16 protein-coding genes are annotated in these 16,761 nt (G+C 71.5%); 9 read left to right on the plus strand and 7 right to left on the minus strand.

Going from position 1 to position 16,761, the window contains the following annotated elements:
- Positions 1 to 61 precede the first annotated feature (61 nt).
- Complete coding sequence (locus NBY65_RS12810) at positions 62 to 457, plus strand: DUF779 domain-containing protein (protein WP_150040393.1); 396 nt, start codon at positions 62 to 64, stop codon at positions 455 to 457.
- On the opposite strand, the gene NBY65_RS12815 is transcribed toward NBY65_RS12810, so the two are convergent.
- Positions 384 to 1,457, minus strand: a complete 1,074-nt coding sequence (locus tag NBY65_RS12815; protein ID WP_150040392.1) for a GlxA family transcriptional regulator — start codon at positions 1,455 to 1,457, stop codon at positions 384 to 386. The two genes, NBY65_RS12810 and NBY65_RS12815, sit on opposite strands and share 74 nt — an antisense overlap.
- A gap of 66 nt (positions 1,458 to 1,523) precedes the next feature.
- Here NBY65_RS12815 and NBY65_RS12820 point away from each other — a divergent pair, with 66 nt between their 5' ends.
- The 4 genes from NBY65_RS12820 (at position 1,524) to NBY65_RS12835 (ending at position 5,115) form a co-directional block, all read left to right on the plus strand.
- Positions 1,524 to 2,297: a cysteine hydrolase family protein gene (locus NBY65_RS12820; protein WP_338110405.1), complete on the plus strand. Its 774-nt coding sequence runs from the start codon at positions 1,524 to 1,526 to the stop codon at positions 2,295 to 2,297.
- A gap of 90 nt (positions 2,298 to 2,387) precedes the next feature.
- The gene (locus NBY65_RS12825; protein WP_150040390.1) at positions 2,388 to 3,023 is read left to right on the plus strand and encodes a hypothetical protein; all 636 of its coding nucleotides are present in this window, start codon (positions 2,388 to 2,390) and stop codon (positions 3,021 to 3,023) included.
- Positions 3,024 to 3,078: 55 nt separating this feature from the next.
- Positions 3,079 to 3,456 carry a VOC family protein gene (locus NBY65_RS12830; protein WP_150040389.1) on the plus strand — a complete coding sequence of 126 codons (378 nt, stop codon included), beginning with the start codon at positions 3,079 to 3,081 and terminating at the stop codon, positions 3,454 to 3,456.
- An 87-nt stretch (positions 3,457 to 3,543) separates the two neighbouring features.
- Positions 3,544 to 5,115, plus strand: coding sequence for a D-aminopeptidase (locus tag NBY65_RS12835; protein WP_150040388.1), 1,572 nt, complete (start codon positions 3,544 to 3,546; stop codon positions 5,113 to 5,115).
- Positions 5,116 to 5,119: 4 nt separating this feature from the next.
- Here NBY65_RS12835 and NBY65_RS12840 read toward each other — a convergent pair whose 3' ends face one another.
- Entirely contained in the window at positions 5,120 to 5,986 is an 867-nt protein-coding gene (locus NBY65_RS12840; RefSeq protein ID WP_150040387.1) for an oxygenase MpaB family protein, read from the minus strand.
- A 284-nt stretch (positions 5,987 to 6,270) separates the two neighbouring features.
- Here NBY65_RS12840 and NBY65_RS12845 point away from each other — a divergent pair, with 284 nt between their 5' ends.
- Both NBY65_RS12845 and NBY65_RS12850 read left to right on the plus strand, forming a co-directional pair.
- On the plus strand, positions 6,271 to 7,179 hold the full coding sequence (locus tag NBY65_RS12845) for a polysaccharide deacetylase family protein (RefSeq protein ID WP_150040386.1): 909 nt from the start codon (positions 6,271 to 6,273) through the stop codon (positions 7,177 to 7,179).
- 311 nt (positions 7,180 to 7,490) lie between these two features.
- Positions 7,491 to 7,994 (plus strand): hypothetical protein, encoded by a 504-nt coding sequence (locus NBY65_RS12850; RefSeq protein ID WP_150040385.1) that lies wholly within the window; start codon positions 7,491 to 7,493, stop codon positions 7,992 to 7,994.
- Between the two features lie 16 nt (positions 7,995 to 8,010).
- Here the strand turns inward: NBY65_RS12850 and NBY65_RS12855 are convergent, their stop codons facing one another.
- The 5 genes from NBY65_RS12855 to NBY65_RS12875 all read right to left on the minus strand — a co-directional run bounded on the left by NBY65_RS12855 (position 8,011) and on the right by NBY65_RS12875 (position 14,353).
- The gene (locus NBY65_RS12855; protein ID WP_150040384.1) at positions 8,011 to 11,193 is read right to left on the minus strand and encodes an ATP-binding protein; all 3,183 of its coding nucleotides are present in this window, start codon (positions 11,191 to 11,193) and stop codon (positions 8,011 to 8,013) included.
- Positions 11,178 to 11,804, minus strand: coding sequence for a MarR family transcriptional regulator (locus NBY65_RS12860; protein WP_162530507.1), 627 nt, complete (start codon positions 11,802 to 11,804; stop codon positions 11,178 to 11,180). Before NBY65_RS12860 ends, NBY65_RS12855 begins: the two co-directional genes overlap by 16 nt.
- A complete protein-coding gene (locus tag NBY65_RS12865; RefSeq protein ID WP_162530506.1) occupies positions 11,804 to 12,937 on the minus strand; it encodes an endonuclease domain-containing protein in 1,134 nt (377 codons plus the stop codon). The genes NBY65_RS12860 and NBY65_RS12865 overlap by 1 nt, the downstream gene beginning before the upstream one ends.
- Before the next feature lie 91 nt (positions 12,938 to 13,028).
- A complete protein-coding gene (locus NBY65_RS12870; RefSeq protein WP_150040382.1) occupies positions 13,029 to 13,571 on the minus strand; it encodes a hypothetical protein in 543 nt (180 codons plus the stop codon).
- A gap of 71 nt (positions 13,572 to 13,642) precedes the next feature.
- Positions 13,643 to 14,353 carry a sensor histidine kinase family protein gene (locus NBY65_RS12875; RefSeq protein ID WP_150040381.1) on the minus strand — a complete coding sequence of 237 codons (711 nt, stop codon included), beginning with the start codon at positions 14,351 to 14,353 and terminating at the stop codon, positions 13,643 to 13,645.
- A 216-nt stretch (positions 14,354 to 14,569) separates the two neighbouring features.
- On the opposite strand from NBY65_RS12875, the gene NBY65_RS12880 reads away from it, so the two are divergent.
- Together NBY65_RS12880 and NBY65_RS12885 are read left to right on the plus strand one after the other, a co-directional pair.
- Positions 14,570 to 15,355, plus strand: a complete 786-nt coding sequence (locus NBY65_RS12880) for a DUF6502 family protein (RefSeq protein ID WP_250265670.1) — start codon at positions 14,570 to 14,572, stop codon at positions 15,353 to 15,355.
- A complete protein-coding gene (locus tag NBY65_RS12885) occupies positions 15,342 to 16,727 on the plus strand; it encodes a DUF5666 domain-containing protein (protein WP_150040379.1) in 1,386 nt (461 codons plus the stop codon). The genes NBY65_RS12880 and NBY65_RS12885 overlap by 14 nt, the downstream gene beginning before the upstream one ends.
- Positions 16,728 to 16,761: the final 34 nt, after the last annotated feature.

The following is a 16,761-nucleotide window of genomic DNA, read 5'->3' on the forward strand; positions in this document are numbered from 1 at the left end:
GCGGGGCACCGCGCGAGGCGGGATGGCCCGCCCGCCTCGCCGGCCGGGGGAGAGAGAGGACATGGTCGAGCGTGTGGTCGCGACCGAGGCCGCGGAGGCCCTGATCGCGAAATTGCGGGACCTGCACGGCGAATTGCTGTTTCACCAGTCAGGGGGCTGCTGCGACGGCAGCGCGCCGATGTGCTATCCGCGCGGCGAGTTCCGCGTCGGCGGGCAGGATGTGCGGCTCGGCAGCATCGCCGGCTGCGCCTTCTTCATCGGCGCCGCGCAGTTCACCTATTGGGAGCACACCCAGCTCGTCATCGACGTGGTGCCAGGCCGCGGCTCGGGGTTTTCCCTGGAAGCGCCGGAGGGTCTGCGCTTCCTGACCCGCAGCCGCGTGTTCACCGATGCGGAACTGGCGGAGCTGCAACAGGCCGGGCCGCCGCCGCGGGGCGAGGTGCCAGTGCCGTCCTGATCGTTGCCGGGCCGAAGCGAAGCCGGTACTCGGCCGGCGCCACGCCGAGCCCGCGCAGGAAGGCGCGGCGCATGCGCTCGTCATCGCCGAAGCCGCAGCGCGTGGCCACCACTGCGACCGGCATGTCGGGCTCGCTGGTCAGCAGGCGGCGGGCCGCTTCCAGCCGCAGCGCCTCCACCGCCCGCGCCGGCGTCGTCCCGGTCCGGGCCACGTAGAGCCGCGCGAAGCTGCGCGGCGACATGCCGGCGCGCGCGGCCAGTTGCTCCACGCGTAAATCGGCGGTCAGGTTCTCCGCCATCCAGCCGTGCAGCGCCTCGAAATCACCGGCATGGTCGGCGGACTGGGCGGCGAGGGCGCGGCTGAACTGCGCCTGCCCGCCAGGGCGCTTGAGGAACACCACCAGCCGCTGCGCCACCTCCAGCGCGACGGCGTGGCCGAGATCTTCCTCGACCAGCGCCAAAGCGAGGTCGATGCCGGCGCTCACGCCAGCCGAGCTCCAGACTGTGCCGTCGCGCACGAAGATCGGTTCCGCCTCGACGCGCAGGTCCGGGTAGCGAGCCTGCAACTGCTCGCAGTAATGCCAGTGCGTGACGGCGCGCCGTCCCCGCAGCACTCCCGCCGCGGCCAGCAGGAAGGCGCCGAGGCAGACCGAGGCGACACGCCGCGCCTGCCCCGCTTCCGCCGCGATCCAGCCGAGCAGCGCGGCATTGCCTTCCTCCACCCAGACCGTGCCGCCGCCCGGCACCAGCAGCGTGTCGGCCCGGCCCGCCGCGTCGCGGCCGAGCGTGGCGATGACGATGCCGGTATCGGTGGCGATGTCGCCGCCCTGCAGGGATACGGTCACCACCTCGTAGGCGCGGCTTCCCTGCCGTTCCGCGGTGATGCGGGAGGCGGTCTCGAACACCTGCGCAGGGCCGGCGATATCCAGCAGCAACGCCCCGGGAAAGGTCAGGATCAGCACGCGGCGTGGGCCGGCCGCCTTGGCAGGAAAGGAGGGCATGTTGTCCTTCATGCCACGCCGTGTGTCCGGCAGGCTATGGCCGTTCCGCTGCCGAGGAGACATGCCGTGACCGAACCCGCCTTGTCCGCCCCGATCAACGCGACCTGCCCCTGGTCCGGCGACCCGGTCCGGCCCGACAGCCTGACGCGCTATCGCGGCCACAGTGTCGGTTTCTGCAATCCGGGCTGCCGCGACAAGTTCGCCACCGCGGTCGCGCAGTTCGACGCGATCATCGCCGGCGAGGCCGGGCCGACCCTGCTGCGGCGTGCCGACCTCGATCCCACCCCGGCGCGGCTGGCCGAGGCGGCGCTGGTGATCATCGATGCGCAGGAGGAATATCGTTCGGGGGCCTTGCCGCTTTCCGGCATCGAGGCGGCCGTGGAGCGGCTGGGGGCGCTGCTCGCGGCGGCGCGCGCGGCGGGCTCGCCGGTGATCCATGTCGTGCATCGCGGCCGGGCCGGCGGCCTGTTCGATCTGGCGGGGCCGGGCGGCGCCATCCTGGCGGAGTTGCGTCCTGTGCCGGGGGAGGCGGTGATCGAGAAGGATTTGCCCAGCGCCTTCGCTGGCACGTCGCTGCATGAACAGTTGCGCGCGGCCGGTCGGCCCGACCTGCTGCTGGCCGGCTTCATGACGCATATGTGCGTCAGCACCACGGCGCGGGCGGCGCTGGATCTGGGCCACCGCGTCACCCTCGCCGCCGATGCGACGGCGACACGGGCGCTGCCGGATCCGCTCGGCGGGCCGGCGCTGGCCGCGGCGGAGGTGCAGCGTGCCGCGCTGGCCTCGCTGGCCGACCGCTTCGCCATCGTCGTCCCCACCGCCGCGCTGCTGCCGGCCTGAGCCGGCCCCGGTTGCCGGCGGAGCGGTCCGGCCTACATCCTGTGGCGGTGGTCGCGGCAGGAACGGCGTGGCCCGCAGGAAAGGGCCGCAATGGTCAGGCACTTCACGACGGGATCCCCGTCCGGGCATCTGCTCCGGCGCGCGCTCTCGCCCTTGCTGGTCGCGGTGGCCGTGGTCATCGTGCTGCTCGAGGCGACGGTCTGGCGCTGGCTGACGGCGCTCGGGCGGGTGCTGGGGCGTTTCGCCGTCTTCACGGCGCTGGAGCGGCTGGTGGCACGGCTGAGCCCGGGCGCGGTCGTGGCCGTGTTCGTGCTGCCCTTCATCCCGATCGTGCCCTTGCTGAAATTCGGCGAGCTGTGGCTGATCCGGCATCACCACTTCGTCTGGGCCGCCATCGTCATCATCGGCGCCAAGGTCGTCGGGGCCGCGTTCTCGACCCGTGTCTTCGCCATCGCCCGGCCAAAGATGCTGCAGGTCCGCTGGTTCGCGCGCTGCGACGCCACGGTCGCCCAGCTGCTCGACCTGGGCCACCAGGCGCTGGAACGGCTGCCGGGCTGGCGGGCCGCGCGCGAATACGGGCATCGCCTGCATCTGCGGGCCCGCGGCGCGGTCCTGGCGGCATGGCGCCGCTTGCGGCAGCGGACCACCCGTGCCGGGGCGGGGGGCCTCGGGCGGCGCCTGGCCGCCGCGCTCCGCCGGGAACGAAGGGAAGGGGCCTCCTGGTGAACGGAAGGTTCGGCTACCCTAACGGGGACCTTGCAGGATCGGAAGGATCATCCCCGTGCGCCCTGGCATTTTCGTCTGGAACGAGCTGCTGACACCCGATGTCGAGGCCGCAAAGCAGTTCTACGCCACCCTGGCCGGCTGGAGCTTCAGGGGCACGCCCTGTGCCGAGGGCACCTACTGGGTCGCCGAGCTGGAGGGAAAGCCGGTCGCCGGCATCATGACCATGCCGCGGGACCTGCCGCCGCACGTGCCGCCGCACTGGTTCCAGTATCTGCAGGTGGACGATGTCGATGCCAGCCTGGAACAGGTCACGCAGTCCGGCGGGACCATCCTGCGCCCGCCTTTCGACGTGCCCGATGTCGGGCGAATTGGTTTCATCACGGACAGCACCGGCGCCGCCCTGGGGCTGATGGCGCCGCTGGCAAGACCCTGAAGGCATTGGTCTGCTCTGCACGGCCGGGCCACCGCACGCGTCATCGCGTCATTGTCGCGTCCCGGCCGGGGCGCGACACTCGCGGCCATGATCACCCCGTCTTCGTCCTCCCTTCGCCTCGATCACGTCCTCAGGACCTTGCCGCGCCATTATCCGGGGCCGGGCGGGGCGATCGCCGTGCTGCGCGCGGGCGAAGTGCTGGTGCGCCACGCCTGGGGCTGGGCCAATGCCGAGCGCCGCATCCCCTTCACGCCGCGCACGCTGTTCCGCATGTGCTCGATCACCAAGCAGTTCACCTGCGGGCTGGTGCTGGACGCATTCCCCGACCCCTCGGTGCTGGATGGCGACATCGCCGCCCGACTGCCGTTGCTGCGGCAGCCGGCGCCGGGGGCCTTGCACCTGTGCCACAACCAGTCCGGATTGCGGGATTACTGGGCCGTGGCGATGCTGCACGGCGCCCCCGTCGAATCGCCGTTCGGGGATGCCGAGGCTGCCCGCCTGATCGGCGCGACCCGCACGCTGCACTTCGCGCCGGGCACCCGGTTTTCCTACGTCAACCAGAATTACCGCCTGCTCTCCGACATCCTGCAGGCGCGCACCGGCCGCACCCTGGCGGAGTTGTTGCGGGATCGCATCTTCGCCCGCGCCGGCATGGAGGGGGCCTGCCTGGTCGCCGACACCCGCGCCATGCCGGACGGCACGGAAGGCTACGAGGGCACGCAGGCCGGCGGCTTCCGCGCCGCCGAGAACCGCATCCTGTGGACCGGCGATGCCGGCATGGGGGCCAGCCTCGATGACATGATCGCCTGGGAGCGCCATCTCGACGCGACCCGCGACGATCCCGATGCGCTGTATTCCCGCCTGACTGCGCCGGTCAGCTTCGCCGATGGCAGCCCGGCCAGCTATGGTTTCGGCCTGTGGCGGTCCACCGAGTTCGGCCGCGCCGTCACCAGTCATGGCGGCGCCTTGCGCGGCTGGCGCAGCCATCGGCTGTACGTGCCCGCCGAGCGCGTCTCGGTGGTGGTGATGTTCAACCACCTGACCGATGCCCAGGCCGCCGCGCTCGATCTGCTCGCCGCGGTGCTCGGGGAGGAACGGACGCGGCCTGACGCGGCCCTGCCGCCGCCGGACTGGCTGGGCGCCTATGTGGAGCCGGAAACCGGGCTGGCGGCGCGCATCGAGGCGGCTGCCCCGGGGCAAGTACGGCTGCGGTTCGGCCATGCGCCGGAACTGCTCGACCTGCGTCCCGACGGCAGCGCCGGCAATTCCCGTGGAACCCGGCTGCGGCCCGGCCCGGGCGGCCTGTGGATGGACCGCCCGCAGGAAAACCAGAGTTCCTGCCTGCATCCCCGCGCGGGCGTCTCCGCCAGCGACCTCGCCGGCCAGTATCGCTGCGGCGAACTCGATGCCGGGCTCACCGTGGTCGATGCCGGCGGCATGCTGTACGGTGGGTTTTCAGGCTTCCTGGGGCAGGGGCGGATGGAACTGCTCGATCCGATCGGGCCGGATCTGTGGGCGCTGCCATGCCCGCGCGCGCTCGATCACACGCCACCGGGCGACTGGACGCTGGCCTTCCGCCGCGACGCGGCGGGCCGGGCGGTGGGCGTCACGCTGGGCTGCTGGCTGGCGCGGCGCCTGGACTACGCCAGGATCGACTGAAGCGTCACTGGAACGCCCAGCGCAGGGTGCGGGCGATGCCGAGCGTGCCGGCGCGGGCCAGTGGGCGACCCAGCGCCGCCGCGGGCAGCCCGTGCAGGCGCCGCGCCCAGACCGGCAGCAGATCGACCGCCGCCTGCATGGTGAGGCGCTGCAACGGCTCCATCAGCCGGTTGGGCGCCGGCTGGGCAAGAACGAACCGGGCCACTTCCTGGGTGCGCGCGTCGCAGAGTAGCTGCGGCCGCATCGCCCGGATCAGCTCCTGGGCCTCGGCGCGGCTGCGCGGGATCGGGTCGGCGCCCAGCGCCGCGGCGATGCGCGCCATCTCCTGGACGTAGCGGTCCTGGTCCACCGCGGACATGGCGGGTTCGGCGTAGCGGATCCAGGCGTCGAGGAAGCTGGTCGTCTCGGTCACGTGCACCCAGGCGAGCAGCGCCGGATCATTCGCCGCGTACGGCCGTCCGTCCGGCAAGGTGCCGCGGACCTGGTCATGGATGCGGCGCACGCGGGCAATGGTGGCCATCGCCTCGGCCTCGCCGCCATAGGTGGTGAGCGCGATGAAGCGGGCGGTGCGCCGCAGCCGGCCCTGCATGTCGGTGCGGAACCGCGAATGGTCCCACACGCCCGCGAGCACCGCCGGGTGCAGCATCTGCAGCAGCAGCCCGGTGATGCCGCCGACCATCATCGAAGTGACGTCGCCGTGCACCCGCCACGCCACGGCCTCGGGCCCGAACAGCCCGTCCGGGCGGGGTGTGACCGGCTTTTCCCCGCGGGAGCGGTCGTTGAACAGGGCGACAACCTCGGCGGTGATCGCGCGCCGGAGCGGCTGCAGGACCAGGCTGTCGAGCGGCGACGATGGCGCAAGGACTCGCATGCGGGACTGGCGCATGGGGGCTTCACTGCTGCAGGGGATGAATGGGACGCCGGAGCGTGGATACCGGACATGGGGACGCGGCCGGTATTTCCAAGGTCAGGCCGGGGTTTCGACGGTAACCGGTCCGGCAGGTTGCCCCGCCCGGAGATTATTCCCGAAATCACAAGCATTTTCTTGCGATTTGGGTTGGATGCTTGGCCTGTCTCTCCTATAAGTGGATATCCCATAATATTCAGCAACCGGGCGAGGCGGGTGCAAGCCTGCTGCCCGCAAGGCGCCTTGCCATGATTTTCCCCCGTCTTCCTGGTGCTCTCCTGGCCCTGTGTCTTTGCTTCGGCCAGGCCGGGGCCGCCGTCCCGGACCCGGGTGCCGCGCCCCGCGTGGGCGAGGGGATCCAGCCGGCCTCGCATGTTCACCACGGCCGGCCGGTCGCGAAGCCGTCCGCCGAGCCGAGGGTGCCGCAATTCGACCGCTACCTGCATCCCGCCGGGCCGGTCGCCTATTCGGCGGGGAACTACCTGACCGCGGACGGGCGCAATCTGGTGGCGCTGACCTTCGATGATGGTCCGGATGTCGTCAACACGCCGAAAGTGCTGGATATCCTGCACGAAGCCGGGGTGCACGCGACTTTTTTCCTGATCGGGCTGCATGTGGAGCGCCATCCGGACGGCGCCCGGCGGGTCCTGGCCGAAGGGCATGAGATCGGGCCGCACGGCTACTGGCATCGCCGCATGTCGCGCATGACCGACGAGGTGCTGCGCGCCGACATGACGCAGGCGATGGCGGCGTTGCGGGCGGTTGCGCCGGAGGCCGCGATCACTTGGTTCCGCCCGCCCCAGGGGGCCTGCGACGCGCGCGTCCTGGCCGAGGCTGCCCGCTTCCAGCTCGACACCATCCGCTGGACCGTGGATCCGGCGGACTGGAAGCCCGGCCGCACCTCGGCGGAGATCACGGATGCGGTGCTGTCGCGCCTGCGTCCCGGCGGGGTCGTGCTGCTGCATTCGGTGCACGCCGCCACGGTGGAGGCGCTGCCGACCATCCTGCGCGAAGGTGCGGCCCGCGGCTTCCAGTTCGTGACCGTCAGCGAGTGGTGGGCGGCGACGCATCCGACGACACCGACGGTCGCGGCCCAGAACGGCCCGCCGCGCCCGGAGCGCGACGGCGCGACGCTGCTTCCGGCCGTTGCCCGCTGATACCGGCAGCCCAAAGGGCTGACCGGTAGGCACGCGGGGATGGTGGGGCGGCCGCGCGCAAAAACAAAGACATACCGGCCGGCCGCACCGAATGGGTCAATGCTTCGGCACTGCGGCCGACTGGCATGAGGTGCAGGCGCCGTCGTCCCCACGGACGTTCGCCCCGGATGACATTCGCGCAGGTCCGGGGCAAGGTCCTTTCAAATGGAAATCCCAATCCGCTACGCTACAGGGGTGGCGTATAAAGAATAGTGCATGCGCCACTAAGTAGAATCGGGTCGATCGGGGTGTTCGGGAGCGGGGAGAAGCCCATGAACAGAGCGGGTGGCAATGCTGCGCCGGCAACGCATGGCGGGTCGATCACATACACGCTCACCGGCAATCTGACCGGCACCCTGCAGGATCACGCCGGCCACACCATTACTTTCGCGCATACTCCGTTCCGTTGGGACGTGGTCGGTGACATCCGGAGCGGAACCAGCCTGTTGGGGCTGGCTCCGGTGCCCGTCTTCGAGGTGCCGGCCCGCTCGGACCGGATCGCCATCGGGCATCGGGACCTGTCGCCGACCATCCCGACCGTGTTCGCGGTTGCCACCGTGCCGGGCGCCCATCCGTTCGGCATCGCCGGGTTCTCGGAGCGGGCCACGAACCACGGATTGGCATGGCGATCGCCGCGCCTCGCCGGCTATGACGGCGTCTCGGCGATCCCGTCCCTGCCGGTCAGCTTCGACAACGCGGCATCGCTGCCGACCAATGGCGGGGATCTCCGGATCACCACCGCCTCGGACCTGCACTTCCGGGCCGTGACCGGCTGATCCGCCGGGCCGCGCGTCAGCCGGCCGTCCGGGTCTGGGCGGCCCGCGCGAGCACCTCCTCTTCCGAGGGCGGGTTGGCCGGATGCCAGCTCAGGCATAGCGGCGCCAGCAGCTTCTGCGGCCGGTCCGCGCCTTCCGTGGTGAGATAGAACTGCCCGCGCGGCAGCCGGCCAAGGTCCTCGCCCCCACCGCCGCGGCTGCGCAGCAGTTCGCGCACGGCGTCCAGGGCCGCCGGGGAATTGGTCAGGCCGAACAGCTGCGTCGTGCAGTTGGCGACGATGTTGTGGTCGATCGCCTTCGGGGCCTGGGTCGCGAACACCATGCCGAGCCCGTATTTGCGCGCCTGCCGCACCAGGGCGACGGTCGCGGCGCGGCTCGGCGTGCCGCGGTCGGAGGGGGCGATGGTCTGGGCCTCGTCCATGACCAGCAGCCCGCAGGCCGGTCGGCCGGCCCCGGCCGGGTGACGGCGGACGTGGCTGAACAGCGCCATCAGCAGACGGCCCACGAAATCCTGCCGCGCTTCCTCGCCGGGCAGCCCGGCAAGGTTGACCACGGAGATGCGCACCCGCCCGTCCGTGCCGCCCAGCAGCACCGCCGGGTCGAGGACGGTGCCCTCGCCTTCCAGCAGGGGATTGCGTGAGCGGGCGGCCAGCAGGGCGTCGGCGACCTCGGCGGCGAGCTTCGGCGCGCCGCCGATATCGGAGGCTTCCGCCGGCAGGTCGCGCAGCAGCGTCACCAGGTCCTGCAGCCGGCCGCCGCCGGCGCGGGCGAAGTGGCGCAGCGCATCGACCAGCACCCCCATGCGCAACTGGCCCTTGGCGCCGCCGGCGGGGATCAGCGGCTCCAGGGTCGCCGCCGCCACCCCGACCGCCATGTCGCGCTCCTCGGCGTCTTCGCCCAGCGCGGCGAAGTCCGGCAGCGGCGCCAGGGACAGCGGATTGCCCCGCGCCCGGCCGGGGGTCCACACCACCACCTCCGTCCGGCGGAAGAAGGCGGCGGCCCTGGCCGCGTCGTCGTCGGTGAAGCCGAGGGGCGGCCCGGGCCAGGGATCGGCCAGCCGCACCAGGTCGTTGTTGCTGTCGAGCACGATGGCGGGAATGCCGGCGAGGGCGGCTTCCTCGACCAGCCGCCGCAGCAGCACCGTCTTGCCCGAGCCGGCCCCGGCCACCACCGCCACATGGCGGGGCAACAAACTGAGCGGCAGCCGCACCGGCGTGCGGTCCCCTGCGCGCAGGCCCAGGGGAATGAACGAGGCGCCCGTCCCGCCGGCAGTGCCGGCGGGGGCCACGGGGGCGGACGGGGGAGATGGGATGGCGGCGGGCACCGGCGCGGCATCACCCAGGCCGAGCGCACGGAAGAACGCCGACTCCGCGAGCGGCCGGCGGCGGCGCAGCCAGTCGTCGAGGCCGGGCGGCGCCTCGGTCAGCAGCGCCTGCAGGGCGGCGAAGCGGGCGAAATCGGCCGCATCGGGCGCCAGCACATCGCCGCCGCGCAGCTCGAACTGGCGCACCAGGGCGGCGGTCTTCGGCCCGCCCGGCCAGGGGCCGCGACGCAGGATGATCAGACGGCGGAACGGCAGCTCGCGGTCGATGCCCGAGCCGGTGATCGCCTGTTGCAGCCGCGTCTGCACCGCCAGCGCATTGGCATGCGGGATGGCGCGGAAGCCATGGTGGCGTTCCTGCCCCCCGGCCGCGTGGTCGATCAGCCGCAGCCTTGCGTGCAGGCCCGGGATGTCCTGCTCGATCAGCAGGTCTTGCGTGGGGGGCAATTGGGTCTGCCGCTCCAGTGCCCGCAACCCCGCCAGCAGCAACTCGACCACGCGGGCATCGTCGCCGCCGAGTTCGAGCAGCCCGGCTGGGGGCGGCAGGGCGCAGAGGGCGTCGTAGCGGGCATCGAGCGGCGCGCCGTCCCCGGCGGGGGCAACTGGGGCGGCAACTGCCGGGGGCGTTGCCGGCATCGGCGCGGCACGCGGCGGCGGGACGGGGGCCGCCGTGGCATTGGCAAAGCCCGCCAGTTCCGTCACCTCGCCGGTGGCGAGGCAGGTCTCGACATGCTGGCGGCAGGCCTGCAGCAACTGGCGCGGGCTGAACAGCGTGACGCCGGCGAAGGCTTCCGGGCGGAACGGCCAGGTCGGGTAGGGCGGGGCGTAGCCCGCCTCGGCCCAGGCGGCCGCCAGGCGCCGCTCCACCAGCCGCGCGGCGATCTCCGCCTGGCCCAGATGGGCCAGCCGCACCGGCCGGAACCGGTCGCGGAACGCCGCGATCGCCCGCGTGCACAGCGTCTCCCAGGTCGCTTCCAGCGAGGCGACCACCGGAATGGTCCGGCGCGTCACTTCCCGCAGGTCCATCAGCCCGCCGGCCAGCTCGTCGATCACGGCGAGGGCGCGGTTCTGCACCTTGTCCTCGGAGGGCGCGCCGGTGCCGGCCGAGGCATGCGCGACGCTGACGATGGCGTCGATCTGGTCGAGCGCGCACAGCGTCGGCCCCCCCAGCGCCATCAGCCAGGACAGGCCCTCCACCGCCTTGCGCGGGGGAATGGCCGAACGCATCACCCGCAGCCGCTCGCGCCCGGTCGCCTCGATATCGGTGCCGATCAGCCAGGCGCGGGCGAAGTCCTGCAACTCCGGATCGGCGGACAGCAGCGCCAGCAGCACCGGCACGACGTCGCGATGCGCCAACGCGCCGCGCGAATCCTCGCGCCGGATGGCGGCGGCGAGGGCGCGCGTGATCTGCGTCCAGCCCGCCTCGTCCGCGTCCGCCAGGGTCGCGGCCATCGGTTCCAGGCCGAAGCGGGCGCAGAGCCGGTCGAGCAGCGCATGGCCCTGGCTCGGCTGGCCCGGCATCGGCCGGGTCAGGGAGTCGACGAAGCCGAGCGCGGTGGTGCCCCAGAAATCGTTCACGTCCAGCAGGTCGAGCAGCACGAACCAGCCGCCCGCATCCCAGACCTGCCGGCGCAGCGCGCCGAGCAGATGCGTCTTGCCGGCCCCCGCCGTGCCGATCACCGCCCAGCCGAGCGGCCGCTCCGGCGCGTCGGGCCGGGTGCCACGGACGAATTCGTCGCCGAGCCGGCGCAGGATGTCGCCGTTCAGCTCGGGCACGTGGCCGGGGCTGTCGGTCCAGATGCTCTCCAGGTCGCGGGTGTAATGGAACTCGGCCCGGCCGAGCGCCGCCAGGGCGGCTGGGTCTACCGGTCGAGCCACAGGATATGTCGCATCTGCGTCCCCACCGCGATGGCGGCCGCGTGATCGGCGGCGCCGATCTCGGTGGGATCGTCGAGCGGCAGCAGCCCGGCGCCGCCGTCCTGCGCCAGCGCCAGCAGCGCCGTGTCCAGTTCCGCCCGCGGCACCTCGGCCAGCCGCGCCCGCAGCGCCGCCAGCCGCACCCGCCGGTTCACGCTGCCGCCGCTCTCGGCGAGGTAGGCGGCGCGGATGCGCCCGGCGAGATCGGCATCCCCCGGTGCCTCGACGGGCGGATGGATGATGTCGGCCAGCGCCACGTCGCGCGCGGCCATGTAGGCGCCCAGCCGCCCCAGCAGGCCGGACAGCACGGCGGTACCGGCCGTGCTGCCGGCGGGCAGCGGGGCCGCCGTGTTGGCGGCCGCCCAGGCCCAGCCGGCGTCGGTCAGTTCCAGTGACACCGCCCGTCCGGCCTTGCCGGCGCGCAGCAGCCGCGCGCGCACCAGCGCGTCCCGGTCGGACTTCTTCGGCTCTGGCCGCAAGTCCTTCTGCAGCGCGGTGCCGCCGCGGGCGAGCAGGGCCCAGAGAATCAGTGTCTGCAAGGGGGACGGCGCGGCGGCGCGATCATCGGACATCACCCGTGCTCCTGCATTTGATTGCCCTGTCGAAACTGAACCGCGTCCCGCAACTTGTCCAGCGACAGCCACGGATCGGCCAGTACCTCCTCGGCGGTCAGGCGCAGCACGAGATAGCCGCTGATGGCAAGCTCGTAATCGCGCTGGCGGTCGCGGCGGAAGGCCTCGCGCGTGGCGTGGTCGGCATAGCCGTCGATCTCTACCACCAGCCGGCCGGCCTGCCATAGCAGGTCCACGCGGGGGTGCCCGCCGCGCCGCGTGGGCACGGTCTGGTTGAAGGCGAACAGCGGCCGCAGTTCCGCATCGGCGGCGAGCGCTGCGGCCAGGCGCTGCTCGGCCGCGCTGGCCCAGTGCGGCCGCCCCTCGATCGGGCCGACCCAGGGGGCATCCGCGTCCGCTGCGGCTTTCGCGATGGCGTCAGCGGGCGGTTCCGGCCGGACCAGCCCGGCGCAGGGCAGGCGGTCGATCCAGGCCGGCACCGTGGCCGGTGCCTCGGGCAGCAGGGCCACCACGGCGCATCCGCTCTGGCGCGCCAGCCATTCCAGGCCGCGCTGCGCCGCCCCCGCGGCGGCCATGTCGGGCAGGTCCGGCAGCACCGGGACCAGCGTCAGCGATCCCGCGGCGAGGGCGAGCGCCAGTTGGCGTAGCTCCATCGCCAGCGTCAGCTCGCCGACGCGCGGTGGCCGGCCGGCGGCGGCGCGCGGGATGGCGTGGCGCGCCCACAGCGGCGACAGCTCCGGCAGCGCATCGAGCCGGCGGCGCAGGTGCTGCTCCAGCAGCGTCAGCTCCATGCCGGCGACCGCCTGCGGCACCGTGCCGCCGAACCAGTGCGGGAAGGCGGCGAGTGCCGCCCTGGCCAGGGCGGCGGCCGCGCTGTCCGCGATCGCGTCCGCCGGCGTGGCGAGGGGCAGCGGGAACAGGGCTCCCTGCCGGCCATCCGGCGGCACTTCGGCCGCGGCCAGGGCGGCGCGCGCCATGGCGGCGTTGGCGCCGGCCAGGCACAGTGCCGTCCCGCGTGGCCGGGACAGCAGCCAGGGGCCGAGTTCGGCGGGCGCAATGCGGAGGGTAGGGAGGTTCGCATCGAGGCACGCCGCGGCAGGACCGGGCGGAGGCGGCCAGCGACGGACGGGCATGGCGACACCTGACCAGACTGGTCAAAAGATAAAGCCCGCCAGTGCCAGCCCGGCAAGTCCGGCGCCAGGGCCGGGCGCTTATTTCGCGACGTTATCGCGACGACAATCCGGCCTGCGACCTGCCCAGGAGGTTACCCGCATTCCGGAAGGGTTCCAGCAAGGCCAGGAGCAGCCTGTCAATGCGTGATTTCATCCCTGTTCCGGCGGGCGTTGCCGGAAAGACGACCACTGCTTCGGTCACGTCCTGGTTGCGCCTCAACAATGCTACGCCGTGACAGGGGGCTGCGAGACCGGCGATCGACGCCATGGTGTCGGCAGCGCGGCTGTCCTCGAGCAGCGCCCAGCCATTATCGTGAACCGACAGCACGGTCGAGCCGTCCTGTTCGATGAGCGAGACGTCGATCCGCCCCTGCCGCAGCATCGCCATGCCGTGTTCGACCGCATGGCGAAGCATTTCCTGTGCGATGGGAAGAATGACGTCACGCAGGGACGCAAAGCTGCCGCCGGTGACCACGACGCTGAGGGAAATCTGCTGATCGGCAGACCCGAACGTCGCAATGGCCCGATCGCCCAGGATGCGGAGCTGCTGCTCGATCGGTGCCCCTGCCGCCATGGCGCCTGGCTGGTTGGACATGTCTGGCATCCGGCGGAATCGAATTCCCGGTGGTACGGCCATGGCAGGCGCGGGTCCGCGGGCCGTGGCGGTCAATCCGCCGCGTCCCTGCGACCACGCGGCGGAAGGTCGAGGGTTGCCAGCGTGCGGTTTCCGTGACGTTCCAGGGCGACGGTTCCGCGTTCCCGGGCCGCGAGCCGCCGTACCAGGGACAGGCCCTCGCCGGGCAGGGGCGCCCCCCCACAGCCCCATCCGTCATCACTGACGGCCAGCCGGATGCCGCCCTGCCACGCGAGCAGCCTGACCTCGAGCCGCCCGGCGATGCGGACGTGCAGCCCGTGCCTGACGGCATTGCCGACGAATTCGTGTGCCGCCCGCAGCACCACGTCCCGCAGCGCGGAGGGGCAATGGACAGTCGCCGTGACGTCGAGCCGGATGTCCTGGCTGGGCCCCCGGAGCAGCGTGACAACACCTTCGCACAGCGAGGTGAGTCGCGCATTAAAGGAAGAATACGTCGAAGAAACATCAAACAGGGCATCCGATACTGTCGCGAGTGCGATTCGCATTTGCAGTTCCGGCAAAATCCTTCGTTCCGTATCGACGTCCCGGAGTTCCGGATAGTCCGTCGTGATCGAGGTTATCCGCCGCAGCGTGTTTCTGGTGTCGTGGCGGAACTGCCGGAGATCGGCAAGGAAGCTGTCATTGACCGCCTGAAGGCTACGGATCGCACGCAAGGCGGATATGCCGTCGATCCGGCCAAGGGGCGCGGATGCGGACAAGGCAATCCTGGAAAAGGTGGTCACGGGCGGGATGTCCTGACCTGTGGGCGAGGAGGGCCTCTCTGCCGGCATGGTTATGTGGGAAAATTTCCCACGTCAATTTGTTTGTGGGACTTTTTCCCACGAACGGGATGGTCTAAGAAGGATGGCGTTCCTTCAGGACCACTCCCCATTCCGACGCAGCGGCCAGATTTCCCGAGCGTTCCGATGCAGAACCGGCTTCTGGAGCCATTCGCCCGGTTGCTGCGCCCTTTGGTGCGCCTGCTCATCAGCAGTGGCGTGACATTTCCCCTGCTCGTCGACCTGCTGCGGGAGCTGTACGTGGATGTGGCGCGTCATGATCTGTTGTCCGACCCGAAGATGCGCACGGACCGCCGGGTCAGCCGGATGACCGGTGTTCACCGCAAGAACCTCCGGCGCCAGCGCCTGGCCGGCGCGTCCGAGGCTGCGGCGCCGCTGACGGCGAGTGCCCAGATCGTCGCCCATTGGCTGGGCCTGCCCACCTATACGGATACCAGCGGCCATCCACGCCCCCTGCCATGCAGCGGCGATGCCGCATCCTTTGAGGGACTCGTTGCCATGGTGGCCCGGGACCTGCGGCCTCATGCCGTGCTGGAGGAATGGGTCAGGCAAGGCCTCGTGACCCTCGACGCGGAGGGCCGGGTCCATCTTCAGGTAATGGCCTTCCTGCCCGGGCATGGGAGCGAAGCGCAGCTTTTCTATTTTGCGCGGAACCTGCACGACCATGCCGCCGCGGCCGTTGCCAACGTGCTTGCCAGCGGAATCCCGCCTTTCCTGGATCGCAGCGTGCATTACGACCGGCTTGGCGCCAGGGCAGCCGCGGCGCTGGTGGCGGAGGGACGAAAGGCCGCGCAGCAGATGCTGCTGGAGGTCAACCGCAAAGCCCTTGCCCTGCTCGAAGCCGATGATCCGGCTGTGGCCGCGCCGGAACAGGGCGTGACCCGGCGGGTCAATCTCGGTGTCTATCTGTTCGTCCAGGATGAGAACGCCGATGCGCCCGGGTGACAAAGGGCTGCGTCATCTCATCGGGCTGCTCATGCTGGTCCTGCCGGTGGCATGTGCGCCGCAGGCCCGGCGGGATGTGCCCGCGCTGCAGGACGGCCCGACCGCTGCCCGCGTCTGCCGGGTCGGTCCCGATGACGGTCCGCCGGTGGCGGGCGGTACTGCCGGTGATGCCAGGACGGTCCGCCAGGCCGAGCGGGGGATCGGTGGCACCGGCCTGTCTTCCGATGCCACGCTGCAGGCGGAGCGTGGCATCGGCGGCACGGGAATCGTTGCCGTGATCACCGGCTTTGCCAGCGTTTGCCTGGGCGGGCGCGAGGTCATGCTGGATGACGACACCGTGGTGTCGATGGACGGCGCGGCTGCTTCGACCCCCGCTTTGCGCGCCGGCCAGTTGGCAATCGTGGAAGCCACCGGAGCCGGCACGGAGCTGCGGGCGCGCCGGGTGCAGGTCCGCCACGAGGTGTCGGGGCCCGTCGAGGGCCTCGATGCCGGGAACATGCTTCGGGTTGCGGGCCAGCAGGTGGCGGTGACCGCGGACACGCTCGGCGAGCGGTCCCCGGCGGCAGGATGGTGGGTGAGGGTGAGCGGCCTGCGTCGGCCGGATGGCAGTGTGCTGGCGACGCGCGTGGACCGGATGGAGCCGGGGCCGGTGACGGTGCACGGTCCGTTGCGGCAGGTTGGCCGTACCTTGCGGATCGGTACCCTGACGCTGCGACCAGAAACGGCTGCCATCCCCGGCCATGCTGTGATCGCCTCGGGGCGGTATATCGACGGTGTCCTGCACGCCGACACGCTGGCGCCCGATCTGCTGGTGACCGATCCGGCCGCGTATTTCAGGCCGGACACGCGGCACGTCCTGTTCGAAACCTATGTCACCGGTCTTGGTGGCACCCTTGAGTTCGGGGCAGGCACCCGGGTGGCCGCCTCGCCGGGACTTGGTATCGGCTGGCCGCAACGTGCCATCGTACAGCTTGACCGGCATGAGGACGGCAGTCTGCGGGCAACACGCCTGCATGAAAGCGGTGCCGGTTCCGGCGATGGGAAAAATCCGGCAGTGTCAGCCGGGGACAACCACCGTCCCCGTTCGCAGAGGGGGCAGGCTGCGCCAGGCAATCATCCTGGCAGGCCATCCGATGCGGCCGTCGCACGGTTTGAACCGGCGCCCGTGCCGAACCGCATGCCTAGCCTTGATGGTTCCAGCGGCAGCCTTGGTGAGCGGCAGGGCAGGCAAGGGACCTTGCCAGGTGAACGGCAGGGCGAGCGCGCAGCCTCTGGTCCGGGCTTCGGTTCGTTCGCGGCAGACCCCCTCGTGGGCGCGCCCGGAAGCCCCGGAGCCGCAAGCGGGGGGCGGATGCGGTCAAACTTGCCTTGATGTGAAAGGCGTCGATCTGAAGCCCCGATATAGT

This window comes from Rhodovastum atsumiense, from assembly GCF_937425535.1.
Taxonomy (GTDB): Bacteria; Pseudomonadota; Alphaproteobacteria; order Acetobacterales; family Acetobacteraceae; genus Rhodovastum; species Rhodovastum atsumiense.